Annotated in this window: 27 protein-coding genes and 1 CRISPR repeat array; of the genes, 22 read left to right on the top strand and 5 right to left on the bottom strand. The window is 50.0% G+C overall.

Annotated features, from left to right (window positions below; genetic code table 11):
• The first annotated feature begins 27 nt into the window (after positions 1–27).
• From C4B57_03845 to C4B57_03775, 15 genes are all read left to right on the top strand, one after another.
• On the top strand, positions 28–510 hold the full coding sequence (locus C4B57_03845) for a hypothetical protein (GenBank protein ID PXF55382.1): 483 nt from the start codon (positions 28–30) through the stop codon (positions 508–510).
• The gene (locus C4B57_03840) at positions 507–875 is read left to right on the top strand and encodes a hypothetical protein (GenBank protein ID PXF55381.1); all 369 of its coding nucleotides are present in this window, start codon (positions 507–509) and stop codon (positions 873–875) included. The genes C4B57_03845 and C4B57_03840 overlap by 4 nt, the downstream gene beginning before the upstream one ends.
• 16 nt (positions 876–891) lie before the next feature.
• Positions 892–2,142, top strand: coding sequence for a TIGR02710 family CRISPR-associated protein (locus tag C4B57_03835; GenBank protein ID PXF55380.1), 1,251 nt, complete (start codon positions 892–894; stop codon positions 2,140–2,142).
• A 25-nt stretch (positions 2,143–2,167) separates the two neighbouring features.
• Entirely contained in the window at positions 2,168–3,895 is a 1,728-nt protein-coding gene (locus C4B57_03830) for a hypothetical protein (GenBank protein PXF55379.1), read from the top strand.
• Entirely contained in the window at positions 3,892–4,938 is a 1,047-nt protein-coding gene (cas1, locus tag C4B57_03825) for a CRISPR-associated endonuclease Cas1 (GenBank protein PXF55378.1), read from the top strand. Before C4B57_03830 ends, cas1 begins: the two co-directional genes overlap by 4 nt.
• A 96-nt stretch (positions 4,939–5,034) precedes the next feature.
• A complete protein-coding gene (gene cas2, locus C4B57_03820; GenBank protein PXF55377.1) occupies positions 5,035–5,229 on the top strand; it encodes a CRISPR-associated endonuclease Cas2 in 195 nt (64 codons plus the stop codon).
• Positions 5,230–5,241: 12 nt separating this feature from the next.
• Positions 5,242–5,535, top strand: coding sequence for a CRISPR-associated endonuclease Cas2 (gene cas2, locus C4B57_03815; protein ID PXF55376.1), 294 nt, complete (start codon positions 5,242–5,244; stop codon positions 5,533–5,535).
• A gap of 282 nt (positions 5,536–5,817) precedes the next feature.
• Positions 5,818–6,304: a CRISPR direct-repeat array (repeat unit 37 nt; unit sequence GTGAGAACCGTTGACCCGATTAGGAGGGGATTGCGAC).
• A gap of 64 nt (positions 6,305–6,368) precedes the next feature.
• Positions 6,369–6,842 carry a transcriptional regulator NrdR gene (locus C4B57_03810; protein ID PXF55375.1) on the top strand — a complete coding sequence of 158 codons (474 nt, stop codon included), beginning with the start codon at positions 6,369–6,371 and terminating at the stop codon, positions 6,840–6,842.
• A 27-nt stretch (positions 6,843–6,869) separates the two neighbouring features.
• Complete coding sequence (ribD, locus tag C4B57_03805) at positions 6,870–7,973, top strand: bifunctional diaminohydroxyphosphoribosylaminopyrimidine deaminase/5-amino-6-(5-phosphoribosylamino)uracil reductase RibD (protein PXF55402.1); 1,104 nt, start codon at positions 6,870–6,872, stop codon at positions 7,971–7,973.
• 6 nt (positions 7,974–7,979) lie between these two features.
• Positions 7,980–8,633, top strand: a complete 654-nt coding sequence (locus C4B57_03800) for a riboflavin synthase (protein PXF55374.1) — start codon at positions 7,980–7,982, stop codon at positions 8,631–8,633.
• Positions 8,634–8,797: 164 nt separating this feature from the next.
• Positions 8,798–10,006, top strand: a complete 1,209-nt coding sequence (locus C4B57_03795) for a bifunctional 3,4-dihydroxy-2-butanone-4-phosphate synthase/GTP cyclohydrolase II (protein PXF55373.1) — start codon at positions 8,798–8,800, stop codon at positions 10,004–10,006.
• A 39-nt stretch (positions 10,007–10,045) separates the two neighbouring features.
• Positions 10,046–10,516, top strand: coding sequence for a 6,7-dimethyl-8-ribityllumazine synthase (locus C4B57_03790; protein ID PXF55372.1), 471 nt, complete (start codon positions 10,046–10,048; stop codon positions 10,514–10,516).
• 1 nt (position 10,517) lies between these two features.
• Complete coding sequence (nusB, locus tag C4B57_03785) at positions 10,518–10,970, top strand: transcription antitermination factor NusB (protein PXF55401.1); 453 nt, start codon at positions 10,518–10,520, stop codon at positions 10,968–10,970.
• Entirely contained in the window at positions 10,967–13,492 is a 2,526-nt protein-coding gene (locus C4B57_03780) for a leucine--tRNA ligase (protein ID PXF55371.1), read from the top strand. Before nusB ends, C4B57_03780 begins: the two co-directional genes overlap by 4 nt.
• 25 nt (positions 13,493–13,517) lie before the next feature.
• The gene (locus C4B57_03775) at positions 13,518–14,078 is read left to right on the top strand and encodes a hypothetical protein (GenBank protein PXF55370.1); all 561 of its coding nucleotides are present in this window, start codon (positions 13,518–13,520) and stop codon (positions 14,076–14,078) included.
• On the opposite strand, the gene C4B57_03770 is transcribed toward C4B57_03775, so the two are convergent.
• On the bottom strand, positions 14,075–14,359 hold the full coding sequence (locus C4B57_03770; GenBank protein PXF55369.1) for a 30S ribosomal protein S20: 285 nt from the start codon (positions 14,357–14,359) through the stop codon (positions 14,075–14,077). The two genes, C4B57_03775 and C4B57_03770, sit on opposite strands and share 4 nt — an antisense overlap.
• Positions 14,360–14,437: 78 nt before the next feature.
• On the opposite strand from C4B57_03770, the gene C4B57_03765 reads away from it, so the two are divergent.
• Both C4B57_03765 and C4B57_03760 read left to right on the top strand, forming a co-directional pair.
• Complete coding sequence (locus tag C4B57_03765) at positions 14,438–15,505, top strand: mechanosensitive ion channel family protein (protein PXF55368.1); 1,068 nt, start codon at positions 14,438–14,440, stop codon at positions 15,503–15,505.
• Between the two features lie 67 nt (positions 15,506–15,572).
• Positions 15,573–15,767: a hypothetical protein gene (locus tag C4B57_03760; protein ID PXF55400.1), complete on the top strand. Its 195-nt coding sequence runs from the start codon at positions 15,573–15,575 to the stop codon at positions 15,765–15,767.
• Positions 15,768–15,775: 8 nt separating this feature from the next.
• Here C4B57_03760 and C4B57_03755 read toward each other — a convergent pair whose 3' ends face one another.
• The gene (locus tag C4B57_03755) at positions 15,776–17,557 is read right to left on the bottom strand and encodes an oligoendopeptidase F (GenBank protein ID PXF55367.1); all 1,782 of its coding nucleotides are present in this window, start codon (positions 17,555–17,557) and stop codon (positions 15,776–15,778) included.
• 37 nt (positions 17,558–17,594) lie between these two features.
• Positions 17,595–17,852, bottom strand: a complete 258-nt coding sequence (locus C4B57_03750) for a hypothetical protein (GenBank protein PXF55366.1) — start codon at positions 17,850–17,852, stop codon at positions 17,595–17,597.
• A gap of 142 nt (positions 17,853–17,994) precedes the next feature.
• Between C4B57_03750 and fusA the strand changes: the two genes are divergently transcribed.
• From fusA to C4B57_03725, 5 genes are all read left to right on the top strand, one after another.
• Positions 17,995–20,031: an elongation factor G gene (fusA, locus tag C4B57_03745; GenBank protein PXF55365.1), complete on the top strand. Its 2,037-nt coding sequence runs from the start codon at positions 17,995–17,997 to the stop codon at positions 20,029–20,031.
• Positions 20,032–20,141: 110 nt separating this feature from the next.
• Positions 20,142–20,642, top strand: coding sequence for a hypothetical protein (locus C4B57_03740; GenBank protein ID PXF55364.1), 501 nt, complete (start codon positions 20,142–20,144; stop codon positions 20,640–20,642).
• A gap of 24 nt (positions 20,643–20,666) precedes the next feature.
• On the top strand, positions 20,667–22,391 hold the full coding sequence (locus C4B57_03735; GenBank protein ID PXF55363.1) for a hypothetical protein: 1,725 nt from the start codon (positions 20,667–20,669) through the stop codon (positions 22,389–22,391).
• Positions 22,392–22,627: 236 nt separating this feature from the next.
• Positions 22,628–22,948 (top strand): sulfite reductase, encoded by a 321-nt coding sequence (locus C4B57_03730; protein ID PXF55362.1) that lies wholly within the window; start codon positions 22,628–22,630, stop codon positions 22,946–22,948.
• Positions 22,949–23,077: 129 nt separating this feature from the next.
• Entirely contained in the window at positions 23,078–24,727 is a 1,650-nt protein-coding gene (locus C4B57_03725; protein PXF55361.1) for a hypothetical protein, read from the top strand.
• A gap of 10 nt (positions 24,728–24,737) precedes the next feature.
• Here C4B57_03725 and C4B57_03720 read toward each other — a convergent pair whose 3' ends face one another.
• Both C4B57_03720 and C4B57_03715 read right to left on the bottom strand, forming a co-directional pair.
• Positions 24,738–25,523, bottom strand: a complete 786-nt coding sequence (locus tag C4B57_03720) for a hypothetical protein (protein PXF55360.1) — start codon at positions 25,521–25,523, stop codon at positions 24,738–24,740.
• Positions 25,520–25,741: a hypothetical protein gene (locus tag C4B57_03715; GenBank protein PXF55399.1), complete on the bottom strand. Its 222-nt coding sequence runs from the start codon at positions 25,739–25,741 to the stop codon at positions 25,520–25,522. The genes C4B57_03720 and C4B57_03715 overlap by 4 nt, the downstream gene beginning before the upstream one ends.
• Between the last annotated feature and the right edge of the window lie 21 nt (positions 25,742–25,762).

Genomic DNA, 25,762 nt, shown 5'->3' with positions numbered 1-25,762 from the left:
AATAAACATATTATACAGAGACAAATCATGGCTGTATCTACTCTCATCCCCTTGCTCATCAGGCGCGAATGCCTGGAACTGGATAGACTTGTCGATCTCTGCATCAATCGCTATCACAGACGGGATGACTTTGCCAGGCAGGGAGAGGAAGACATACTCTCGGACAGCCTGGCCATGTGCATCCACTCCTTCTACACAGGTATTGAGCGTATTTTTAAGGCCATTATTCGTGAGGTTGACGGGGTCACCAGCAGTGGTCCTGAATGGCACCGCAATCTTCTATCGGCTATGAGCGTGGAATGTCCTGGCGTAAGGCCCGCGGTTATATCTGAAGATACTTTCAGAAGCCTGGATGATTACCGAGCGTTCAGGCATCTATTCAGAAATATCTATACATACAGGATCGAGCCAAAAAGAATCTTTGAATTAATTGACGTCCTTGTCGGCACGTGGGAAATGACCAAAAGGGACCTGGAAAAATTCCTCGTTTTTCTTGAGAGGGTGGAATGAGCACGCAAGCGGATATTGATCTGTATGCCGCCGGATTCAAGAAGCGTCTGCAGGAAAGGAAGGCGGCCTTCGAGTCAGAAAGGCTTGACCTTCTGAAGAGGGTTCGTTTGGCCGGGCCAGCGTTAAAGGCCCTTGGGGCAAAAGAGGTGATCCTTTTCGGCTCCATACTCCAGCCAGGATTCTTTGACAGGGCCTCTGATATTGACATTCTGGTTATCGGGCTCCCGGAAGAGCATCTGTGGAAGGCCCTTGGAGTCGCAGAGAGGTCCACCGGCATAATCGAGCGGGAAATCAACCTGACATTCGACCAGATGGCCAGTCCGGATCTCGTGACCGAGGCCAGGTTAAAGGGTCTGGTCTTATAATAGGGGTCTTGTAGCCGTGAAAAAGATCCTGGTAGCAACAGTTGGAGGTTCCTGTGCACCGATAGTCAATGCTGTTCAAATGGACAGTTATGACCATGTCTTCTTTGTATGTTCCACAGGCTCAAAGGGCAGCGAGATTGCAGTTGACGGAGATGGAAAGCCATGCAAGGAGGGCCGGGATGGCAGGAAGGACATGTCCATCGTTGCTCAAACCGGGCTTTCAAGAAACCAATATTCGAAATTGCCTTTGGATAACCCGGATGATCTGGGTCTATGCTACCAGCATCTGAAAGAATTGAGGGCCGCTATCAAACAGCGCTTCGGTCATGGATCTCAGGTCGTTGCAAACTATACTGGCGGTACTAAGACCATGTCAGTGGCACTGGGAATGGCCGCTATGGCAGCGGGCTGGAGCCTGTATCTGAATCTTGGTCCAAGGATCGATCTGGTGAAGGTCCGGTCCGCGGATAGGCCCGTTCCTGTGACAGGCGTAGCTGATGTATACGGGGATCAGTATGAAGTAATGATCCTGCAGGCTGCCAGACGGTATGACTACAGCATGGTCGTGGCCCTGGCGGACGACCTATTGAGCATGCAGCGTACGGCTGAAAGCCAACAACTGTGGCTGAGTGTCCGAACGGCAGCCAAAGGGTTTGCAGCATGGGATGTCTTTGATCATGCAACTGCACTGAACCTGTTGTCTTCCTTAGGCCGTTACTATGGAAGGCATCTGGCTGCATTGAAAAAACTGACCGGCCAAGAGGAAGGCAACGGTTATGAACCTGTTGCCGATCTCCTGAACAATGCGCAAAGGCGCGCATCACAGGAGCGATTTGACGATGCGGTTGCCCGGCTCTACCGTGCCACCGAGATGGTGGCCCAGATTCGTCTGTCCAGGGAACACGGACTGGGCAGCAACAAGTTGACCCTCAACGACCTGCCGGAAAACCTTCGTTCAGAGTATGAACCCTTTGTCCGCGACAAAGACAAAGTCCTGTTGGGGCTCCGTGAATCCTTCGGTCTGTTGAATCGTCTTGGCGACCCGGTAGGCAGGCTGTTTTTAGACAAAGGTAACGCAGTGATTAACGCACTGACCACACGAAATAACTCAATATTAGCTCATGGGATTAAGCCTGTGGGTCGGGAAGGCTATGAAAAGGTATGGGAGACTCTTCATGGCTTAATTACTGAAGCCTTGGATTTGGCCAAGGGCCGGCTGGATGTGCCGCAATTCCCCCGTGACCTGCCCATGCTTGCAGAAGCTTAGTTAGTGGGTCTCCATCTCTCCAGTCATGTATGCTCAAGCCAGAAATCTCCTTGAACAAGGTCGGGAAGAAAGGGCCAGGGATATCTATCTGCATGGCCGTCTCAGGAAAGGCCAGCGGGCAGGAGACTATGCGGCCTGGGCCGGGATCGGTGAAGAGCTGGATTTGCTTCCCCAGGCCAGGGAGGACTGGCAGCGGGCCCTGTCTGTAACCCGTCATTTCAGTGCTGATTACCGCATCGGTCTGGCCAGGGTGCTGGTACAGTTGAATGAGCAGCCTGAGCGCGTTGTCCGAATACTACAGCGTATCATCTCAAGAGAACCCCATCGTAAAGATGCAAAGACCCTGCTCCGAAAGGTCTATCGCTCACTCGGCTGGGACCAGGCTGCACGGTGCCTGGATCAGGAAGAGAATCAATCGGATAAAGAGGCCGGGCCCCGAAGATTCCCCCGTGATCTGGACCGAAAAACCCTGGAACTCTTTCTCCAGCTATTCAAGGGAAGAGAGGTCGGTTATGCCGAAGAGGTCATGAATCCCGAAACCGGGGCCGTAGAGGTTGTGCATAAAGAGGCACCTATGGGCAGGGACGATGTCCGCGAGCATTTACTGGGGCAGAGGAGCCTGGCATGGTATCCCCTGCGGACTGATCTCACGGTCAGCACCATCACTTTTATCTACTCTCTCAAGACAACCAGCCTGAAAAACGCTCCCTGGCACAAGACCGAGTCCGAAGTCCTTTGGAGCTCTGCATGGGAAGGATTCAGGTACCTGCGAGCAAGGAGACTGCCGGTAGTGCTTGAAGGGTGTCCCGGTCCGTCGGCGCGGATCTGGCTCTTTCTGGAGGGCTCGTGCCATTTTCTTATGGCCAGACGACTTGCAAAGGCCCTGTTACAGGAGCTTCCTTTTCCTCGCTCCGGTGTAGCTCTGGGCCCGATACTGCCCACAGAACCCAGGGGGGTGGAATGGGAAGAACAGGCACATCCCCTGCCCATCGGTGTTGACAGACAATCAGGGAAGAAGCGCTGGTTCCTGGATGAGGAGACAAGGAAGCCTGCACCGGACCAGCTCCGGTTTCTGCACCGGATCGTTTGTATCCGGCCCAAGCGGTTGAGGCAGATTGTGCAAAAAATTGAGGTCGGTGGCGACTTCGGACCGCCGGCCGATTTGGCTTGGCAGTCCCTTGAAGTCCTCCTGTCGAGATGTCCGGTCATCAAAACCATTAAGGACAAGGCTGATGCAGGGCGGATTCTCAACCATGAGGAAAAGGTGGCTCTTTTTTATACGGCAGGGTTCCTGGACAATGAGCACATCCTTCTGCATAGGATCCTGGAACCCTGCCCTGACTACCGTTATAAGGCAGTTGCCAGGCAGGCCAAAAACATCCATCCCAGGCCAATCAGTTGCCTCAAGCTCCGCTCCATGGTGCCCGAGATCACTGCCTCGGTTGACTGTAACTGTCTTTTCGGACCCGATCAGCTTTCAGACGGCAGATATCCGTCGCCTCTGCTTCATGTAAACGCAATGCTGGTACCCACGGAGGACGAGCGTCTGAGCATTCAGCGGTCCACAGTAAAGGAGCTTGGTCAACACTACCTGAACATCAGCCAGGAGATATCCGCACTTGAGGAGCGGCGGGATATGTTGGCCGGGGAATTGACTGAGGGCCTGAGCAGGAAAAGCAGGCCCTGGATAAAGGTGGATGGCAGGATTCTGAGCCTTGAGGGCGATGGAAGTATAAGGATTTCATCAAGATGAGCGTTTTGTACCTGCTTGAGCCACAGAGCATCATACATAAGGAGGGGGGACGCCTGGTTGTAAAAAAAGGCGGGGACACGCTGCACAGCGTGCATATCTTCCGCCTGGATCAGGTAGTCATCATGGGACCTGTCATCCTCACTCCGGCCGTTATCAGAACCCTCCTTCAAGAAGGCGTCGATACGGTATTCATGAGCCGTCGCGGCTATTATTACGGACGGCTTCAAGGTCCAGAGAGCAAGAACATAGTCCTGAGGAGGGACCAGTTCGGGCGATTCACTGATCCGGGTTTTGTCCTCAGTACTGCAAAGGCAGTAGTGAAAGGAAAGCTCCGGAACCAGAGAGCGCTTCTGCAGCGCCTGATGCGGAATCAGAAAGGCATTGATCTTAAGAAGGCCGTTGACGGCATAGGCCGGCTTACAGATCTTGCAGACTCTGCGGCCGACCTTGACGAACTCAGGGGTTATGAAGGCCAGGCGGCTGCCACCTACTTCCCGGCATGGGGAAAGGGGCTCAAGGTCGATGGGCTCAGCTTCAGCCGGCGGATCCGGCGCCCTCCGAAAGACCCGGTAAACGCGCTGCTCAGCCTGGGATATACACTGCTCCTAAACAACGTCCTGGCAGCGGCTCATTCCACCGGGCTTGACCCGTATCTTGGTGCACTCCATGCCGTGGACTACGGCAGGCCCAGTCTTGCCCTGGACCTGATGGAAGAATGGAGGCCCCTTATCATCGACACCTTGGTATTGAGTGTTCTTAACCTGGGCGTATTGACAGATCGAGATTTCACCACCAATCCTCTCAAAGGCGAAGATGACATCAGAGACGAGGAAATTGACGGCAAGGGACCCGGGACCTGCCTCACCGATGCCGGCTGGCGGAAGTATATCGGCCAGTTTGAACGGCGCATGGCCACTGAGGTGACCTTTCATCTGAATGACCAGCACTTGAGCTACCGTGACGCCATCCGGCAACAGGCCCGCCATTTCGCAAGCTACGTGCGAGGAGAATCGGATATCTACCGGCCAATGCCTCTGCGTTGAGATTAAGTAAAATGTATGTCCTGATTTCCTATGACATTGTTGACGATAAACGCCGGCTAAAGGTTATGAAATTCTTAAAAAGACTTCGGTAAGAGGGTGCAACTTAGCGTGTTTGAGTGTCACCTGACCGAGGAGCAGCTTGCCGCTGTCCGATCAGGTATGCGCGACCTGATCAATCATCGAAAAGACCGCGTGCGCTACTGGCCCATCTGCAGGGCCTGTGCCGCCCGCGTGGAGGTGGACGGATGGGGCGAGGTGCAGGAGGAAGAAGAGAGTTTTGCAATAGTCTGACAAGGTTACAGCATGGGCGGTAAGACTTCCTACGTGGTCATTAGTTACGATATCAGCGATCCGAAAAGGCTTTACAAAATCGCAAAGATCATGAAGAATTATGCAACAAGGGTCCTTTACAGCGTATTCGAGGGCGAACTTACCTGGAGCCAGGAGCAGGGAATGCGCAGAGAGGTTGCCCGTGTGCTGGATGTTGAAGAAGATAGTGTCAGGTATTATCATTTGTGCAACCGATGCAAGGAGCGGATTCTGACGAACGGTGTGAAAGTGCCCGTTCAGGAGGAGAAGGATTTTGAAATTATATAGGATTCTCTTGCTTTCTCCGGCGATGAGTGCTCAAGATATTTGGCACGAATTTAGGGCAGCATTGTATTGCGCGAACCTGGCATGTTGCTTGCGTATTTGCAATATACTGATTTTAGAGCTAATTTAGGACTATCCCTTTGGCGATTAGCGATAGAATTTTTTATGAAAAAACAATATGTTGAGGTTAGAATAGAATACTTTTGCACAGGATGGTACGAATCAGCCCTTGATTCTCGCAGACTGTCACGTAACAGGAGGACTTGTCGTACAATTATAAGGGATGTGAGAACCGTTGACCCGATTAGGAGGGGATTGCGACCCGTTAGTGATCTCCATTTTCTCTTCCTCCTTTTTGGGTGAGAACCGTTGACCCGATTAGGAGGGGATTGCGACGCTATCAAACGGATCTTCCGTTTCGGGTCCTGCCCAGCATGTGAGAACCGTTGACCCGATTAGGAGGGGATTGCGACCACAGACTTCCTCGTCTGTAATAAGCTCCTCTTTCTCGTGAGAACCGTTGACCCGATTAGGAGGGGATTGCGACCTCTTGATTCACATATAGGGTCTCCGTATACATTCCTGTGAGAACCGTTGACCCGATTAGGAGGGGATTGCGACGGTGCTTGACCGCCGAGTGTCCCGGAGCACCAAGTCGTGTGAGAACCGTTGACCCGATTAGGAGGGGATTGCGACACCTGTTTGTAGCAATGATGATAGTCTTTCCGGATTTGGGTGAGAACCGTTGACCCGATTAGGAGGGGATTGCGACTAACAAAGGATAAAAAAATCATGTTCATCCTGTCAGAAAAGCCCCGCAGTAGGCGGCTAATCTAATGAAGTGCCCATTCTGCAATTCTCCAGAGAGTAAAGTTGTAGACTCCAGGTCCAGCAAAGACAGCAGGGCCATCCGTCGACGCAGGGAATGCCTGTCTTGTCATGAGCGTTTTACTACCTATGAGAGGATTGAAGAGTTCCAACCCATGGTAGTCAAAAAGGACGGAAGACGTGAATCTTTTGACCGGAATAAGATTGTCGAGGGAATAGTAAAGGCCTGTGAAAAGAGACCTGTGAGCATGGACGAAGTGGAGGCCTTTGTCAGCAATCTTGAGAAAGAGATTCAAGACAGTGGAGAAAGGGAGGTGGAAAGCAGATTCTTGGGGGAACGCGTCATGTCCCAACTGAGGGCATGGGACGATGTGGCCTATGTGCGTTTTGCCTCTGTATACAAGCAGTTTAAGGATCTCAATGAGTTCATGGAGCAACTGCAGGAATTGTTGAGCGAAAGTTCCCGCAATCAGAGTTCTTGAATGTGGTCCGGCAAAGATATCAAGTTCATGCGCAGGGCCCTCAGGCTTGGTGAAAAGGGCCTTGGATACACCACTCCGAATCCTGCTGTAGGTGCGGTTGTGGTCCGGCAAGGCGTAATACTTGGGGAGGGCTATCACCGGAGGGCCGGCACACCACATGCCGAAGTCCATGCCTTGAGGGCCGCTGGAGATAGGGCCAGAGGGGCCGATCTGTACGTCACCCTGGAACCCTGCAACCACTCCGGCCGGACACCGCCATGCACACATGCCATACTACAGGCCGGGATAAGAAGGGTCGTTATCGGTACGCTTGACCCGAACCCGAAGGTGACTGGAGGTGGAGCAGAGTTTCTGCGTGACAAAGGCCTTGAAGTCGGGATAGGGTGTCTCAGGGATGAGTGCCGCCTCTTGATCGCCCCCTTTGCCAAGCACATGTTGACCGGAATGCCCTGGGTCAGGTCAAAGGTGGCATGCAGCCTGGACGGCAGGACTGCAACCGCGACAGGGCACTCCAGGTGGATCACCAATCAGCAGGCACGCGGCTCTGGTCATCGCCTGAGAGAGATAAGTGATGCGATATTGGTCGGCAAGGGCACCATACTGGCGGACGATCCGCAGCTTACCTGCAGAAAGGGTAAGAATACGGGTAAAGACCCTGTCAGGGTGGTGCTGGACAGCAGGCTGGGCATTGATCCCTCCAGCCGTATATGCCACCTGAAGTCCTCCGCACCTACTGTGATAATCGGTGTCGAGGGCAAATCGACAGAGGATCAAAGACAGGCCCTGGAGGCTACTGGTGCAAAGGTCTGGTTTACGCCGCCCAATGGGCAAGGCAGGGTAGAAATCAGGTATGCGCTCAGGATGTTGTGCAACTCAGGGGTTCAATCACTTCTGGTAGAAGGTGGAAGTACGGTCCAGGGGGCATTCTGGGACCAGGCGCTTGTTGACGAGGCCTTTTTTTATTATGCTCCCATTGTAATCGGAGGAAAGAATGCCCGGCCCGCAATAGGCGGGTCAGGAGCTATAGATGTGGGTGAGGCAATAAGGCTATCAAAAGTGCAACGCCGCAAGTTGGGAGATAACTGGCTGGTCCGCGGTCTGATCACAAACATTGATTCTTTCTGGAGCTGACCGCAGATGTTTACAGGGATAATCCAGGGCCTTGGGACCCTCAAGGATGTCAGGCGGGCAGGTCAGGGCCTGGTCTTTACCATTCATCCCGACTTCTCTATTAAAGATCCCCGGGAGGGGGAGAGTATTGCCGTGAACGGGGTATGCCTGACCGCGAGTACTATTTCTCAGGATGTTTTCAGTGCGGAAGTCTCACCAGAGACCCTTTCAAGGACCACGTTATCCGGGCTCATGGTTGGAAGCCGCATCAATCTTGAACGGGCACTCAGGCTCTCGGACCGCCTTGGCGGGCATCTGGTCAGCGGTCATGTGGATGGGACCGGAGAGATAATTGAAAAAGAGAATTTAGGTCGGTTCACTTTATTTACTATAGCTGTTTCCGAAACTCTTGACCGTTACATCATTGAAAAAGGCTCCATCGCAGTTGACGGAATCAGTCTTACCGTGAACAGTTGCGGAAAAGGTCGCTTTTCCGTGGGCATCATTCCCCATACTTCCAGGCTCACTACCATGGGTTTCAGGAAGAAGGGAGATAAAATCAATATTGAGGTGGATCTCATTGGGAAGTATATTGAGAAATTACTTCTGGCTGGGCACATTAAGCCGGAAAAACAGACCGATATTGATACGGAGTTTCTGGCACAGCACGGATTTATATAAAAAGTAACCGTTCAGGGGCCGGTGGGTTCAGGGTTCAAAGATTCAGGATTTGCCGAAAACCAAGTCATTGATTCGTGAGTTCTGATTGGAGAAGGCATAAAAATAAAAAGATCAGAGAACCGTGAACCTGACAACCTAAGTAGTTACAACGAGGTTTAGTAAAGATGTCATTATCCACTATTGAAGAGGCTATTGAGGACATCCGGGCCGGAAAGATGTTTATCCTTGTCGACGACGAAGACCGGGAAAACGAGGGTGACCTGACTATGGCTGCAGAAAAGGTGACCCCTGAGGCTATCAACTTTATGGCCAGGTATGGTCGCGGCCTGATCTGTCTGGCCCTTGAGGAAGAGCAGGTAAACAGGCTGAAGCTCCCGATGATGACTTCCCGGAATACATCGAGATACGGCACGGCCTTTACAGTATCCATAGAGGCTAAACATGGAGTCACAACCGGTATCTCTGCCCATGACAGGGCGACTACCATCCTGACTGCCATAGCAGACGGATCCGGGCCGGAGGATATTGCCATGCCGGGCCATGTCTTTCCATTAAAGGCAAGGGAAGGAGGGGTCCTGGTGAGGGCAGGCCAGACCGAGGGTTCAGTGGATCTTGCAAGGCTGGCAGGCCTGAAGCCCTCAGCGGTCATATGCGAGATCATGAAGGACGACGGGACAATGGCCAGGATGCCCGACCTCGAAGTCTTTTCCGAGAAACACGGCCTCAAGATCGTCACAATCGCGGACCTCATAGCCTATCGTCTCCGTACCGAAAGTTTTGTGCGCCGTGAAGTTGAGACCAGGCTGCCCTCCAGGTTTGGCGGAGAGTGGAAATTCATCGCCTATAGCAGCATCATTGACCCCAACGAGCACCTGGCCCTGGTGCTTGGTGATCCGGAAATCCGGCCGGATGAGGAAATTCTTGTACGGGTACACTCTGAATGTCTCACAGGAGACGTGTTTGGTTCTCTCAGGTGCGATTGCGGCCTGCAGTTGCAAAGGGCCATGCACCAGATGGCCAAAGAGGGCCGGGGTATCCTTGTCTACATGAGACAGGAGGGCCGGGGTATCGGTCTTCTCAATAAGCTGCGGGCTTACTGTTTACAGGATCAGGGCAGAGATACCGTGGAGGCCAACCGTGAACTGGGCTTCAAGCCGGATCTCAGGGACTATGGTGTCGGTGCCCAGATCTTGCGGGATCTCGGGGTGAGGAAGATGAGACTCATGACAAATAACCCCAAAAAGATTGTGGGGCTCGAGGGATATGGAATGGAGGTAGTGGAGAGGGTCCCTATCGAAATCCCGCCCCATGAGGAGAATGTGAGTTATCTGAGATGCAAGAGGGAAAAGATGGGACATCTTTTACATATTTAGTGATTGGTTTGGTAATTGGGAAAATGAGAGGGAAATATCATGCCTAAGACATTTGAAGGTCATCTGCAGGCCCATGGATTGCGTTTAGGTATCGTGGTTGCGCGATTTAACGAATTCATTTCCAGTAAGCTCCTTGGAGGTGCATTAGATGCACTTGTCAGACATGGAGGTATGGAAGATGATATTGAAGTGGCGTGGGTGCCCGGGGCATTTGAAATTCCTCTTGTTGCCAGGCGTATGGCCAACAGCGGCCGCTATGACGCGGTGATATGCCTGGGCTGCGTCATCCGCGGGGCTACACCGCACTTCGACTATGTAGCTGCCGAGGCTTCCAAGGGGATCGCACAGGTTGCGATGCAGGCGGATTGTCCTGTCGCCTTTGGGTTGCTCACCACGGACAGTATCGAACAGGCCATTGAAAGGGCGGGTACCAAGGCCGGGAATAAGGGCTGGGACTCTGCCCTTGCGGCCGTAGAGATGGCAAATCTCTTAAAAGGCCTAAATGCCTAAATTGACCTCCCGCCGCAGAGGGCGAGAGATCGCCCTTCAGATCCTTTACCAATGTGACTGGAATACAATTAACGACGTAGATAAGGCTGTTAAGGAATATACCACCGGACTGGCTCCAGAGGCTATTTCTGAAAATGATCCTGCCCTGGAGTTCGGCCGGACCCGGCTGATAGGGGTGCTTACCCACAAGGCGGAGATCGATGCCATCCTGAAAAAGAACGCCAAGCGGTGGCGGCTGGAAAGAATGGCCAGTGTAGACAGAAACATTTTGCGCATTGGGACCTTTGAGTTATGTTACTGTCCTGACATTCCTCCCAAAGTAGCCATAAATGAGGCCCTTGAGCTTGCAAAAAAGTTTTGCAGCAGAGAATCAAGCGCCTTTGTCAACGGTATCCTGGATGCAGTCTTAAAGGAGAGGGAGAAGACGCAAAAGACGCGGTCACAGAGATCATGACCATACGATATGACTTCAAGACGATAGAAGAAAGGCATCAGGCTGTCTGGGCGAAAGAGGATCTTTTTTCCGCCAGGGAGGATAGCTCCAGACCCTGCTATTATGTCCTGGAGATGTTTCCCTATCCTTCAGGCCGGATACACATGGGTCATGTCAGGAATTACACCATAGGGGATGTGGTGGCCCGGTATAAACGCATGCAAGGCTACAACGTCCTGCATCCCATGGGGTGGGACGCCTTTGGTATGCCTGCTGAGAATGCCGCCATTGAACACGGGACACATCCTGCCACATGGACTTATGAAAACATCGACTACATGCGCAAACAGCTCAGACGTCTGGGATTGTCATATGACTGGAAGAGAGAATTTGCCACATGTGATCCTGAGTACTATCGCTGGGAACAGCTCTTCTTTATCCAGATGTTCGAGGCAGGACTCGTATATCGCCGGAAATCCAAGGTCAACTGGTGTGAAGGCTGCCGGACAGTCCTTGCCAACGAACAGGTAGAGGACGGCAGGTGCTGGCGTTGCGATACACAGGTAGTGGAAAAAGAACTCGATGGGTGGTTTTTCAGGATTACTGACTATGCCCGGGAACTGCTGGAAGGATGTGACAGGCTGACCGGGTGGCCGGAAAAGGTCCTCACGATGCAGCGCAACTGGATCGGTCGCAGTGTGGGGGCAGAGATCACATTCCCGCTGGCGGGAGAGGATGGCGAAATCAGGATATTTACTACCAGACCGGATACCCTTATGGGGGCAACCTTCATGAGCCTGTCACCGGAGCACCCTATGGCCCTGGAACTCTGTATGGGCACAGACCGGGAAGAAGAAGTAAAGGCCTTTATAGAGCATTGGGACAAAATATCTTCAAGAGAAAGACAAATTACTAAATCAACAAATCAACAAATCACTAAATCCAAAGAAGGTGTCTTCACCGGGGCCTATGCCAGGCATCCGCTGACCGGCGAGAGTATCCCGATCTACATTGCCAATTTCGTGTTAATGGAATACGGCACAGGAGCGGTGATGGCTGTTCCTGCTCATGACCAGAGAGACTTCGAGTTTGCCAGGGAGTATGGGTTGCCCATAAAAGTCGTAATTCAACCAGAGGGAGAAAACCTGAAACCCGAGACCATGAAGGAAGCATGGGAGGGCCCTGGCACCCTTGTCAACTCCGGTCCTTTTGATGGCATGCATAATGAGCAGGCTAAGGATGCCATAACCAGAGATCTGGAGGCCAAGGGCCTTGGGAATCAAAAGATCAGCTATCGCCTGAGGGATTGGGGGATATCCAGGCAGCGCTATTGGGGGACGCCTATTCCCATGGTCCATTGCGATACATGCGGGATCGTACCGGTCAGGAAGCAAGACCTGCCCGTGATCCTTCCCCTGGATGCCCAACTGGACGCGCGGGGCCGGTCTCCCCTTCCAGGTCTTGAAGATTTCTGGTCTACAACCTGTCCCGAGTGCGGCGGACCTGCCCGGCGGGAGACCGACACTATGGATACCTTTGTGGAGTCATCCTGGTATTTTGCGAGATTCACGTGCCCTGATGAGACCTCGGCCCCACTTGATCGAGAAAGGGTGGATATGTGGCTCCCTGTAAATCAGTATATAGGTGGAATTGAACACGCCATATTACATCTCCTGTATGCAAGATTCTTTACCAAGGCCCTTCGGGACCTGGGATGGCTCTCGGCAGACGAGCCTTTTACAAATCTTTTGACTCAAGGCATGGTCCTCAAGGATGGAGCAAAGATGTCCAAATCCAAAGGGAACGTGGTTGACCCTGATGAGATGATCCGTATTTACGGAGTCGATACGATCCGCCTCTTCATCCTCTTTGCTTCTCCGCCGGAGAGGGATCTTGAATGGAGCGATCAAGGGGTTGAAGGCGCCCACAGGTTTCTGCACCGGATCTGGCGTCTGGTTACGGAAAATCTTGAGGGCTTGACCTCGGCACGGACTGACAAGGAGACACTGATCCAGGGGACAAAGGCATCTAAGGCCATCAGACAAAAAACACACCAGACGATTTTAAAAGTTACCGAAGACATTGAACAGCGTTTTCATTTCAATACGGCTATCAGTGCGGTCATGGAATTGATCAATGAGATAATGGCCTACCTCAACCAGTATGGAACTCCTGAGATTGACCAACATGGGGATTGGGCTGTACTGAGAGAGGCCATGGAAGCAGTGCTGATCTTGCTCTTTCCAATGGTGCCTCACATAGCAGACGAACTGTGGCATCTTCTCGGCCATCAAGGGACTATAGGTCTTGGACCATGGCCTGCTGCAGATCCAGAGGTCGCACGGGCCGATACTGTAGATATCGTGATACAGGTAAACGGCAAGCTTCGCAGCCAGCTGAGGGTAGCTCAGAGTGCTGATAAGGAGATCATCGAATATATGGCCCTGGATGATCCGAAGGTAAAGCGGTACACAGAAGGCAAGGCTGTACAGAAGATCATACATGTGCCAGGGAGACTGATAAACATCGTAGTGAGGAATTAAATATTTTTTACTGAGAGATCTATAAGTGATCAGGATTCTTGAAATTGTTTTTCGTATATGTCATACGGGACCTTTTGTCCTTGCCGTTTTTGCCATCGGTATCTTCTGGACCTCGCTATCAGGCTGTGGATACCATTGTGCCGAGCGCGTGGAGTCATTACCTTCATGGATAAAAACCGTATATGTGGCACCATGGACAAACCGCAGCAACGAACTTCTCCTTGGGGTTTGGATTACTGAAGAGCTCAGACATGAATTTCTGAGAGGCAGAGGGCTGAAGCTTGTTCCAAAGGATGAAGCCGACGTAATCCTTGAGGGAGAGATTGTAAGTATAAGTACCTACGGTCTTTCTTATATTCGATATGACCAGACTATTGAACGACGAATTTACGCAACATGCTCGTTGCACTTGAAACACCGCGAAAGCGGCAAGGTCATATGGCAGACCAGTAATATTGTAAGAGAGGAAGGTTTTGTTGTTGGGAGAGATGTGATGGAGACCGAATCCCTCAAGGATGAGGCCCTGCAGAAGCTCAGCCGTGACGTGGCTGATATAGTGTATCACAGGATTACAGGTGTTTTTTAATCAGATGCCTGAGCCGTCAGCAGTACCCGGTGAACTTTTATGCTCAGCCTGGAAATATTCCGTGAAGCTCTACGCCTGTGAATAGCGCCCTTGGCCGCCGCCTTGGCAATGACCTTTTGAGCCAGATGCATATGCTCCTGGATCTCTGCGGGTGATTTCTCTTTGATAGCAGCCTCAAGTGCCTTTATGACGTTTTTTACTCTGGTCTTTTGGGATTTATTGCGTAATTGACGCTTTCGGTTCTGACGCGCCCTCTTAAAGGCAGATTTATGATTGGCCAATCTATCCTCCTATAAATATGTATTTTGCTTGTCTGAAGACAAGGTTGCCATATAATATAGCACCTGTTTGGTGTCAATATGAATTTTTTACACCCCTTATTAGACCGGTTCAAGATACTCCATGACGTGCCCGGCCTTGAAGCCCTGGTCACAGTGCTGGTCTATCTGGCGCTGGCCAAGGCTGCTGACATATTTATTGACAAAATCTTAAAGCGCCTGGCAGGCCTTACAAAGTTCAGTTTTGATGACAAGCTGATATTTTTTGTCCATGGTCCTGTATGCCGGACAGTGGTCTTGCTGGGTATCCTGCACGGGCTGATATTACTGGAGCTGCGGCCTCCATGGAACTATATTCTTACAATGGTTACCAAGAGCCTGATCCTCTTTGTGTGGTGGATCGCGGCTATCAGAATAGCGAGCTGGCTATCAGACAAGAGCTTTCCAATAGCAGCCGGGAGAGCGGACACCGGACGAGACGTCTTTCTGCTCTTCAAGAACATGCTTCGTGTTGCAATCGTGATCATAGGTATCCTGTGGATACTTACAATCTGGAATGTAAACCTCACGCCGCTGTTTGCATCTGCCGGGATTGCAGGGATAGCCGTTGCGCTGGCCGCAAAGGACACCCTTGCCAATTTCTTCGGCGGGATCAGCATATTTGTGGACAAGCCATTCAAGGTGGAAGATTACATAATTCTCGATACCGGGGAAAGGGGAGAAGTCGTGGACATAGGCATTCGTTCTACAAGGATCAAGACCAGAGACGATGTGCTTATCACCATCCCCAATTCCATACTGGCAAATGTCAAGATAATCAATGAAAGCGCTCCGGTTCCCAGGTTCAGGATACGCATACCGGTGGGAGTGGCCTATGGGAGCGACCTGGAAAAGGTAGATAATATTCTCGTGGATATAGCCAGGTCCAATTCCATGGTGTCAAAAGAACCGGAGCCAAGGGCAAGACTAAGGCTGTTTGGGGATTCGTCAATAGACTTTGAGTTGCTGTGCTGGGTAGATGACCCGAGGAACAGGGGCCTTGTGACGCACCAGTTAATAAATGCCACCTACAAGGCCTTTAAAAAAGAAGGTATCTCCATACCGTTCCCCCAGAGGGATGTGCATCTCGTTCCCGCAGATATGGATTAGATCTCAAAGAGGAGGCAGCAGCTTCATGGCATCAGTGCCTGACACCAAAAGAGAAGAGAAACCCGGAATCCGCCCCGGAGGTTCCCGCTGGGGCAGGCCTAAGCATTATCGCTGCCATGCCTGCGGCAGAGAATTGCCTTTTTGCTGGAACTGCCCTTGTGGTTTTCAGATTTGTGACGACTGCCTGAAAGAAAATATATGGGGCATGAGCAATAACGCAATATGGATATGCCCTGACTGCGGACGAATAAGAAGCTTTTGACAGCCTAATCAGATATCTATTTTAATGGCCAATTCCTCTATTTCATTTACCATATCATCAATTACATTCAGACCCTGATGCCAGAAATCAGGATCATGGAGGTCTATGCCAAACGGTTCAAGCAACGCATAGGGTGTATCGTTTCCTCCGGCAGCCAGCAGCTCCAAATAGAGCGGGACAAAATCGGTTTTCCCCTTTTCATACATGGAATAGAGAGACAAGACAAGGAGCTCTCCAAAGGCATAGGCATATACATAGCCTGGTGTATGGATAAAGTGGCCTATGTAAGACCACCAAACACCATAGTCATCGGTCAGTGTCACGCTGCTGCCGAACATTTCCTCCTGTGACTTAAGCCAAAGGCCTGAAAATTCATCCGGAGACAGCTCTCCTTTTGAACGTCGCCGGTTGTGGACTTCATTTTCAAACCTGTTCATGGCGACCTGTCGAAATACGGTTGCAAAGACAGACTCAATCTTGGCGGCAGCGAGCCACAATTTCTCTTCAGGCCTTTCCAGATCCTTCATTAAATCTTTAAACACCAGCATTTCACAAAAAACAGAGGCGGTTTCGGCCAAAACCAAGGGGATATGACTGTTTAAATAGCCTTGCCTGCCTGCCATGATCTGGTGAACACCATGTCCGAGCTCATGGGCCACTGTCTCAATATCTCTCAGATTTCCGGTGTAATTCACGAGTACATAAGGATGGACCTGGGGAACCACCGGGTGTGCGAAGGCGCCTCCGGTCTTACCTGGCATTATTGGGGCATGTATCCATCGTCTTTCAAAAAACAGATTGGCAATCGAGGCCATCTTGGGAGAGAATTTCTCAAATGCATCAAGAACTTTCTCTTTGCCTTTTTCCCAATCTACAACCCGCTGAGGCAGATAAGGTAATGGCGCATATCTGTCATAGTCAAAAAGTTTTTCCAGCCCGAGCAGGCGGCGCTTTAAGCCATAGTAACGTTGAACTATGTCATAACGGTAATGGGCGGAGGCGATCAGGGAATCAACAGTATCATCATCGAGTTCATTTGCAAGGTTAATGGAGCTGGCCCAATTACGATAGCGCCGGAGTCTGTCATTGATCATCTTGTCGCACAGGACGGTATTGAAGGTATGGGTAAGTACAGTTAATTGGCTGCGCAACCCTTCTGTAAGTTCTTTTGCCGAATTTTTCCTGACCCTGCGGTCCGGCGAGTAAAGATCGGTCAAGACCTCTTCCTGTGTGCGGGCTTTTTTGCCAAAACGCTGGGCCGCCAAGACTTTTTCAAACAAGCTGATCCAGCTTGAACGACCTGCAGGACTGATTTCAATTATAAGTTGTTCTTCCGTCCGGGAAAGAAGATGAGGTTTGTATCGCCTGGCTGCCTGCAAATAGTGCCTGTAGTGCTCCAGTATGGGATTGGCAAGCAGGTCATCCGCCTTTTTATCAGGAACATTTGCCCACTCAATATCGAAAAACACTACATCCTTGTTTACCATGCTGGAGAATTCATTGACTCTCTGTAAAAAAGCACCGGCCTTTGGATCATTAACACGTGTTGAAAAATATAGCTGGGCAAATGCGCTGAGCTTTCCTGTAATAACGATAAAGTCTTCATATTCACTCACGGCAGCAAAGAGTTCTTCAGCTGTGAGTTCTGCAATTTTGCCCGAATATCTGCCAGCAATATCAAGGGCCGACTTCTTGCATCTCTCCATGTCATCATGGATTCCGGGATCATCAGGGCCTTGATACAGATCTCCGAGGTCCCAGAGGACTTTTTCCGTTCCCAATTCCTTCATTCAGGCCGCGAGGAGAGAAAGAATGAATCTCACTGCACTAAAATTTTAAGGCCCTGTGCCTGGAAGAAAGCAAAGCATATTTATAGGCCCCGGCATTTTCCAGCTTGATCCATCGGTTACCGGAAAGGAAATACCACTGATTGCCGTCAAACTTGGCGACAAGTGCCCCATGATAGGACAACATTGTTTTGACTTCATCACTGGTATATGGATTGTCATATTTACCTTTGACTTGTGCATCTTGACATGCTGAAAAAAGAAAAATAAAACTGGCGGCAATTAAAACCGGACTCATCCGACGTAAATAATTCCCGTTAATATTTGAAGAGATTTTCATAATGAAAACAATTTAACAATCATTATATTGAAGTCAAGATTAACCTTTCGGCAGGCCGACTGATCCAAATAATATTTGGGATATCTGGGTACTTCATAATATGACCCGTGAAAACCTGATTAAACGTATCCGCAATATAGGAATAATTGCCCATATAGATGCGGGAAAGACTACTCTCACTGAGCGCATTCTATTTTACACAGGCAAGACCCATAAGATGGGAGAAGTCCATGATGGCCAGGCCACCATGGATTGGATGCCCGAAGAACAGGAGAGGGGAATCACAATTACATCCGCGGTTACAACCTGTTACTGGCTGGGAAAAGAGATACACATAATCGATACTCCCGGGCATGTGGATTTTACGATAGAGGTAGAGAGGTCTTTGAGGGTATTGGATGGTACGGTCGGGGTTTTCTGCGCGGTTGGAGGGGTTGAGCCACAGTCAGAGACCGTATGGCACCAGGCAGATAAATACAAAGTCCCAAAAATCGCCTTTATCAATAAAATGGACCGGCCCGGCGCTGACTTCTGGGGCACTATCAAACAGATGAAAGAACGGTTGGGGGTCTATCCGCTGATCCTGACATTACCTTTTGGTTCCGAGGATTCTTTCCAGGGTATATTCGATATCATTAAGGAAAAATTGGTCTTATGGGACGAAACAACTCAGGGAATAGAGTTTACAGAAAGTCCCATACCAGAAGAATACGGGCAAAAAGTATCTGAGGCCAGGGAAAATATGCTCGAAGCCCTTTCAGGCGTAGACGATGCCATAATGGAAAAATATCTGGATGAAGAAACCATAAGCGACAAGGAACTGCATGAAGCCATCAGGCGGGCCTGCATCGGACTTCAATGTGTCCCTGTTTATTGCGGCTCCGCACTCAAAAATAAGGGGGTACAACCTGTACTGGATGGCATAGTCAGATATCTGCCAAGCCCTCTGGATGTACCGCCAATAAAAGGCGTAATACCTGATACGGATACTGTTGAAGAATGTCTCAGTCAGGACAATGCCCCGCTTGCCGCTCTCGCCTTTAAGGTTCAGATGGATCAGGGGCGCAAGATGACTTATGTGCGGGTCTACTCCGGAAAATTGGTGACTGGAGATGAAGTATGGAATCCCGGGAAAAGATATAGGGAGAAGGTCGCCAGGATCTTGCGGATGCATGCCAACAAGAGAGAAAGGATCAAGGAAGCCGGAGCAGGTGACATAGTGGCTGTTATGGGTCTTAAGCATACCACAACAGGAGACACGCTCTGTGACCCGAAACACCCTATACTCCTTGAGCGCATTGAGACCTACCAGCCTGTGATCTCAGTTGCTGTGGAGCCCAAGACCATAGGACATCAAGAAAAAATAGATTCGGCCCTTAATAAGTTATCTGAGGAAGATCCTACCTTCAGGGTCAAATTCGATGAAGAGACCGGCCAGACAATCATCTCCGGCATGGGAGAGCTGCATCTGGAAATCCTGGTCCAAAGGCTGTCCAGAGAGTTTAATGTCCCTGTGAGAATAGGCAGACCTCAAGTGGTCTATCGTGAGACTATTCAGAAGTCAGTTACGATAGAAGAGCGGTTTGACAGGTTGATTGGTGACGGACGTCAAGTAGCTACTGTAATCATCCAGGTCTCACCCAGAGAGAGGAGGGGCGCCAATCGTGTAATCAGTGAACTGCAACCTGAAAGACTGCCAGAGGGTTACGAAGATCTTATTTTGGAAACATTAAGACAGAGACTCGAAAGCGGTGTTTTAAAGGGTTTTCCCATGATAGACATTGAGGTAATATTAAAAGACGCTTCTTTTGAAGAAGGTCTCTCTACTGATGTTTCTTTCAGGGCCGCAGCTTCTATAGGACTGCAACGGGCCTGCGAACAGGCCGACCCGGTGCTCCTTGAACCCATTATGAGTTTGGAAGTGCTGGTTCCGGAATCATATATTGGTGAAGTAATCGGTGATTTAAACAGTCGTCATGGCAGAGTCGAGCAGATTGAGCCCAGGGGACCGATTCAGGTTATCAGGGCGATTGCTCCGCTTTCCAGAATGTTTGGTTATTCTACAAAACTCAGGTCCATTACCCGAGGCAGAGGCACCTTCACAATGGTATTTTCCCATTATGATCCTGTTTCTTAGGACATGATGTCCTTTTTTGCATTTTTGATTTGACAAGAAGGCTAAACAGTACAAAAATTTATCATATATTTCTTACTTACTTACTTAAAACTATTTGTGGAGGTAGGGATATGGCTGCAAAAAAGATGCGTATCCTGAAGAATGAATGGCCGAGTTTCGTCAGGGATTTTAATCGTCAAAATCAGTTCAGGAGGGCCACTCTGACCCTGGGAGAAGAAGCAGCAGTCGGGGAACCCGGTATGCCCCTGGTCGGCCTGGCCTATGATCCAGAGGAACGAAGAGTAGGTATCTATTTGGGAGGCATGGATACTGATAATCTGGCCCACTTGGTCCATGATGTAAAAGTGCCCAGGGCCTTATATCTCATAAGGGATGAAGAGGCATCCAACCCGGTAAGAGGTGTACAGATTCAGGGTGCTCCAGGGACAGATATGGCCTATTTGATGTTTAAGGATGAGATGCCGGAAGAGACAAAATACCAATGGATAGCTAACGTGGCTTACGGCCTCTTTGAGATGAGAGGAGGAGAAGGAGCCTATGGCGAGGACCAGAAGGACTGGTATGAGGCCGAGAGGATCATAACTGAGACCGTCACGCCTTTTGTGGAATAGTCCAGGTTCGGAAACCATGAGATTATGGAATTTTTAAAAGACAGTTTTAAAGAACCAGGCAGTGCCCTTGATAAAGTGAGGCCGGCAGATGAGACCCTGGAATGGATCCGGGACCGGCTTAACATCCTGGGAGTACCCATTCTTCAGTATACCGAACGTGTGGATAAAGGCAGGCTCGGAATACCGGTTTACACAAGCAGGTATTGCCCATCTGCAAGCCATCTGACCGGCACAATCAGGCAAATGGGCAAGGGTGCCACTCCTGCCCAGGCAGAGGCAAGTGCTGTGATGGAGTTGGTAGAACGCTTCAGCCTTTTTGACTTCGTGAAAAACAGGAAACGTATGCGTTGCAGGCGTATGGACCTTGAGGCCGATGCAGTGCCTCTTGAGGATATGCTTAAGGCCTTACATCTCAAAGGCCGGGATGAAGATACTGTCTCAAAGGCCGATGGCTTGATTGAGACCATGGTCTTTGATTGGGTAAAGGCATATTGCCCGACAGTCGGAAGAGAGTTCAGGCTCCCTTTCTTTTGGTTTTGGCTTTTAAACGAATATAATGGCTCAGCTTCAGGGAATTCATTTGAAGAGGCGGCCGTCCAGGCCCTTTCGGAGGTAGTTGAACGTCATGTCTGTTCCGTCATTACTCATGAAAAGTTGTCTACCCCGACCATAGAGCTTAATACCATTAAAAATCCTGTGGCCAGAGAGCTTCTGGCCAAATTCCATCGACTGAACATAGAGCTGATACTGAAAGATTTTTCTCTCGATCTCGGCATTCCTACGGTCGGAGCCATTGCATGGGATACATCGACTTTTCCATCCAGGAGCGAAATAGTATACACTGCCGGGACAGCTCCTGATCCTCAGCGGGCAGTAATAAGGGCGCTCACAGAGGTAGCGCAGCTGGCCGGAGACTTCGACAGAGAAGGTGAGTATGTAGAGAGCGGACTTCCTAAATTTTCCAATCTGGATGAGGCCTCATACGTGCTTGATGAACCCTTTCGAGTCTCTGTAGAATCAATGCCGAATTGTAGCTCTGAAAATTTCAGGCAGGAGGTCGAAGGGCTGTGCAAGGCCCTGGCAGACGTCGGCTTAAGGGCATATCTGGTGGACATTACACACCCTGAGTTGGGTGTTCCCGCAGTATATGCGGTGGTCCCAGGTAATCACTTCAGGGACCGCACCAGAAATCTTGATGTAGCATTTCATTGTGCCCGCCTGGTCGACTCGATAGAGCATCCACAAAAGGCGTTATCTGTATTGGCTGCCATAGATGATCTGTACCCGCAACGGTTTGATATAGCCTTTTATACCGGACATGTACATGAACAGCTTGGGGATTATAGAGAGGCGCTTAAATGGTATAACAAGGCACTTCAGCTCAATCCTGCCCCTGAGGAAGTGGCAAGCATCTATTGTCACCGGGGGTTATGCTATAAGGAATTGGAGGACTTTCCCAGGGCAATTAAAGAGCTTGAGGGTGCCAGGGACTCGAATCCGGAGCTCAAGGAGATCCACAACCTCCTCGGATATTGCTTCTATCGTGCAGGAGAACACCTCAAGGCAATAGAGGCCTTTGAGCAGGCAATATCTATCGACCCGGGATCTGCAATAGATTATGCCAATATAGCCAGCAACCTCCAGCATATGAACATGAAGGAGGCGGCAATCACCTGGTACGAGATGGCCCTTGAGTTAGATCCGGACCTGAGCTGGGCCAGAGATAAGATGCAGGAACTTCAATCTTAGCTTGAGTGCAAATTTAATGGATTTATTTTTCTTGTTCAGGAGATATTTAAGTAGTTTTTTTGGCATAACTATCTCTAATCATGGAAAAATACCTTGCGAAAAGTTTTTGTATGAAAGTTGCGCCAGGATTTCTTGACAAAAATTTTATGTTATAGTATGGATTCTGCACAATATATTTTTATGCATGGAGATGCCATGCTGCTTGTAATTATGTAAATTAATTTAAGGAGGACGATATGGCGGAAATTGAATTTGGAGGGCAAAAATACGAAGTTGACGAGGACGGTTTTCTCCTGGGGGGAATTGACGTATGGGACCGTACGTGGGTTGACTATGTGAAATCGACAGAGGGTATTGAGGAATTAACTGATGAACACTGGAAAATTGTAAATGTGCTCCAGGACTACTACAAGAAGAACGGCATCGCACCCATGGTACGTATTCTTTCGAAAGTGACCGGCTTTTCCTTAAAGAAAGTCTATGAACTCTTTCCATCCGGTCCTGGTAAGGGGGCCTGTAAGATGGCTGGCCTTCCGAAGCCGACTGGTTGCGTATAGGCTTTAATCCTTTCGTCGTAAGGCGATCCGGGTTACTGATGAGCCCTTGCCAAAAGGTGAGGGCTTTTTTTATTGAATCCAATAGGTTCTGTTGTGTCAAATTATTCTGGTAAGACCCTTTGCTACGCAATGATTATCGCGTTTTCAATTCCCTGTGTCCTTTTGCAGGCTGTCTCAGGTTATTCCGGATCATATCCTGTATATTCATACGATCAACTGTTAAAAGACTTCGCTCCGCTATCTGCTTCGGTTGCGGGAGTATCCGGATACTCCTTGATACTGGACAGGGGGAGGAACCATGGTGTGAACACAGGGGATCTTTTTGAGGTATATGGCAAAGGGACCCAGGTTCTTGACCCCGATAACGGTGAGATAATTGGTTATATTAAGAAACCGCTGGCGACCATTCGAGTAACACGACCTGAAGATGGCGAATCTGTATGTGAAGTATTATCTGCCCAGGGACCCTTGAGCGTGGGGCAGCCTGCAATGCGCTATAGCGACATGGCAGCGGCCTTTGTGGTCAGATCATGTCTTGGACCGGCCCATGAGTTTCGCCGGGACTTGGAACAGACCTTTCCGGATCTTGTCTGGCTGGATCCTTCTGATGTCCCTTCCGATGTGCTGGATCCCCAGTCAATGAAGACACTGGGTATTGTTTTACTCTTTGCCTTAGAGCAGGAGGGATTAAAGGTCTATGGTCCTGATCTGGCCCTCTTGCATGAGTATCCTGTTTTTAGAACAGAGGACACTGAAAGACGGAAGTGCGGTACAGATATCTTTGAAGAAGCAGATCATGCGGAACACCGGTATGATATGGGGGGCCGAAAACTCAAGACATACATCAGGTCATTTGATTTGGGCAATGCGCGTCTTGTAGGACGTCTTCCAGAAAGCGCGATCCAGGTTGATATCATTGACCTTGATGGAGACGGTAAGCTTGAGATAATATATCTTTTGCCGTCAGGCCTGTATGTTGCCCGCTATGGAAGTACGGGAGAGCTTGCCTCTCACCGGTTTGGCGGACCTGGGCACCCGGTCGGTTTTTCTGCTGTAAAAACTCATGGATGGATAGCGCTGAATGTACTGCTGTATGGAGCTGGCATGCGTTCAATACTGCTAAGCTATCAGGATCTTACGCTTAACCTGATACAGGATGAGATAAACTTGTGGCTTGCCTTTGTAGACAGGGATGGAGATGGTTTAAAGGAATCGCTTCTGGGGCAGAGTTTTGATGCCGGTATCATGTTTGGACAAAAGGTCTATCTTATGGAACCCGGCAATGAGGGCCTTGAATATAGGGATCGCATAGCATGCCCAAAGAATTTCTCCGTAATCAGGTCAAGCTGGTCAGACCTGAATGGGAATGGCGATACAGAGATCTGTACGATTGACTATGCCGGCAAACTCTGTATCTATGAGACAGGACAATTGCTCTGGTCTTCCTCAAATCGGGTTTCCCCGCAGTTACCGGCAGGTGGTTTTGCGAAATGGTTTATTTCTGCTGATGTGGATGGGAACGGCCTACCGGAACTGCTGTTTCCCGGGGTGCCAGGAGAGAAAAGCGCCCTGGCAGGGGACTGGCTTATGCTTCTTGGTTGGGTGGACGGGGAATATATCCTTAAATCAATGATGCAGCCTGTTGATGCAAGCATCTGCGGTCTTGTTGCGGTTCAAGATCAACTGATAACAGGAATTGCCCGGCCGGCCCAAAAGCCTGGCGGAAAGGGCGAGAGCTTTCTGTATTCGCTTGGCCAATTCGGCATGAGCACTGACTGACGGATGAATATCATCCATTTTCTTCTTCTTTTACGGACTTAACGAATGCTTTCTCCATAGCCTTTATCCGCTCCTGATATTCAGGCCCGGAGATCCTGGCCCCTTTCAGGCCTCCCCTGAGATTTATTTCACCAAAATAAGTGGTTCCGTCCGTAGTAACCATCAGGTCTATGTGGGCATTGGGAAATCTTCCCCGTTCCATTACATTACGGCAGAGGTCCCATTGATCAGATGAAAGTTCGTGTTCGCCGCTATCTCCGCCGAAGAACATGTTATTACGAAAGGAGTGAGGGTTGCGCCGCCAATAGGCCTCGGAATAATCTCCTATTATCACGACCCTCACATCGATTGCTGTCTCTACATAAGGCTGTACAACAAAGGGGTAGTTGAGAGAGCCAAAACACGCCTGATTGTGAGCTTCTTCAATTGATGACCACAGGTGCACGCCAAGGCCGCAATTAAAGCGATCCTGTTTGGTAACCACCGGTCCGATTTCTTCCCGGCCATAGACATTTATTTGTTTGATCATGTCGTGGCGGTCCCTGGCCACAAATGTATGGGGCACCATATACTCTCTGTATACCATGGCCTGCAAGCACTTTGACCTGCTTAGTTGCTGGGCCAGTGCTGGAGGAAACAGCCGGATACCTCGCTCCACAAGGTCCAGGAACAGGACCTGCTCCGTGGGTTTGATGTTCAATAACCCGACCACTGTGTCTCCGGAAGACAGCTCTGAAAGATGTGTTCTGAAAGAGCGATTGTCTGTAATGATGAGCGGAGGACGGTCAGGATTCAAAAAAGCATCTCCAAAAACCTGTTATGGAATTTACTCAGGTCTGCCTGGCACTCTCCACAGTAAAGTTTTACTTCTCCCAGGATCCTGGAATCATCGCTAATGGGAGTAAAACTGCCGTCGGCGTTTTGGATATACCGTGTAGTGAGCTTTACTTCCTCTGCTATTTGGTAAAAGTTCCATTCGTTCCCGCAGTGCGGACAAATTATACGATGCCCCAGGCGCGGGCTTAATCGAGTATG

The sequence above is a fragment of the Deltaproteobacteria bacterium genome, from assembly GCA_003194485.1.
Classification (GTDB): Bacteria; Desulfobacterota; Dissulfuribacteria; order Dissulfuribacterales; family UBA3076; genus UBA3076.
Note: the sequence above shows the minus strand (reverse complement) of the source record. Positions and strands in the feature narration are given on the sequence as shown.

Excerpts from the sequence above, each read along its gene's own strand:
- C4B57_03840 (PXF55381.1), top strand. The coding sequence starts at position 507 with ATGAGCACGCAAGCGGATATTGATCTGTATGCCGCCGGATTCAAGAAG.
- C4B57_03845 (PXF55382.1), top strand. The coding sequence starts at position 28 with ATGGCTGTATCTACTCTCATCCCCTTGCTCATCAGGCGCGAATGCCTG.
- cas2 (PXF55376.1), top strand. The coding sequence starts at position 5,242 with ATGGGCGGTAAGACTTCCTACGTGGTCATTAGTTACGATATCAGCGAT.
- C4B57_03795 (PXF55373.1), top strand. The coding sequence starts at position 8,798 with ATGTCATTATCCACTATTGAAGAGGCTATTGAGGACATCCGGGCCGGA.
- C4B57_03830 (PXF55379.1), top strand. The coding sequence starts at position 2,168 with ATGTATGCTCAAGCCAGAAATCTCCTTGAACAAGGTCGGGAAGAAAGG.
- C4B57_03765 (PXF55368.1), top strand. The coding sequence starts at position 14,438 with ATGAATTTTTTACACCCCTTATTAGACCGGTTCAAGATACTCCATGAC.
- C4B57_03800 (PXF55374.1), top strand. The coding sequence starts at position 7,980 with ATGTTTACAGGGATAATCCAGGGCCTTGGGACCCTCAAGGATGTCAGG.
- C4B57_03725 (PXF55361.1), top strand. The coding sequence starts at position 23,078 with ATGATTATCGCGTTTTCAATTCCCTGTGTCCTTTTGCAGGCTGTCTCA.
- C4B57_03740 (PXF55364.1), top strand. The coding sequence starts at position 20,142 with ATGGCTGCAAAAAAGATGCGTATCCTGAAGAATGAATGGCCGAGTTTC.
- C4B57_03755 (PXF55367.1), bottom strand. The coding sequence starts at position 17,557 with ATGAAGGAATTGGGAACGGAAAAAGTCCTCTGGGACCTCGGAGATCTG.
- cas1 (PXF55378.1), top strand. The coding sequence starts at position 3,892 with ATGAGCGTTTTGTACCTGCTTGAGCCACAGAGCATCATACATAAGGAG.
- C4B57_03810 (PXF55375.1), top strand. The coding sequence starts at position 6,369 with ATGAAGTGCCCATTCTGCAATTCTCCAGAGAGTAAAGTTGTAGACTCC.
- C4B57_03750 (PXF55366.1), bottom strand. The coding sequence starts at position 17,852 with ATGAGTCCGGTTTTAATTGCCGCCAGTTTTATTTTTCTTTTTTCAGCA.
- C4B57_03735 (PXF55363.1), top strand. The coding sequence starts at position 20,667 with ATGGAATTTTTAAAAGACAGTTTTAAAGAACCAGGCAGTGCCCTTGAT.
- fusA (PXF55365.1), top strand. The coding sequence starts at position 17,995 with ATGACCCGTGAAAACCTGATTAAACGTATCCGCAATATAGGAATAATT.
- C4B57_03730 (PXF55362.1), top strand. The coding sequence starts at position 22,628 with ATGGCGGAAATTGAATTTGGAGGGCAAAAATACGAAGTTGACGAGGAC.
- C4B57_03790 (PXF55372.1), top strand. The coding sequence starts at position 10,046 with ATGCCTAAGACATTTGAAGGTCATCTGCAGGCCCATGGATTGCGTTTA.
- C4B57_03780 (PXF55371.1), top strand. The coding sequence starts at position 10,967 with ATGACCATACGATATGACTTCAAGACGATAGAAGAAAGGCATCAGGCT.
- ribD (PXF55402.1), top strand. The coding sequence starts at position 6,870 with ATGCGCAGGGCCCTCAGGCTTGGTGAAAAGGGCCTTGGATACACCACT.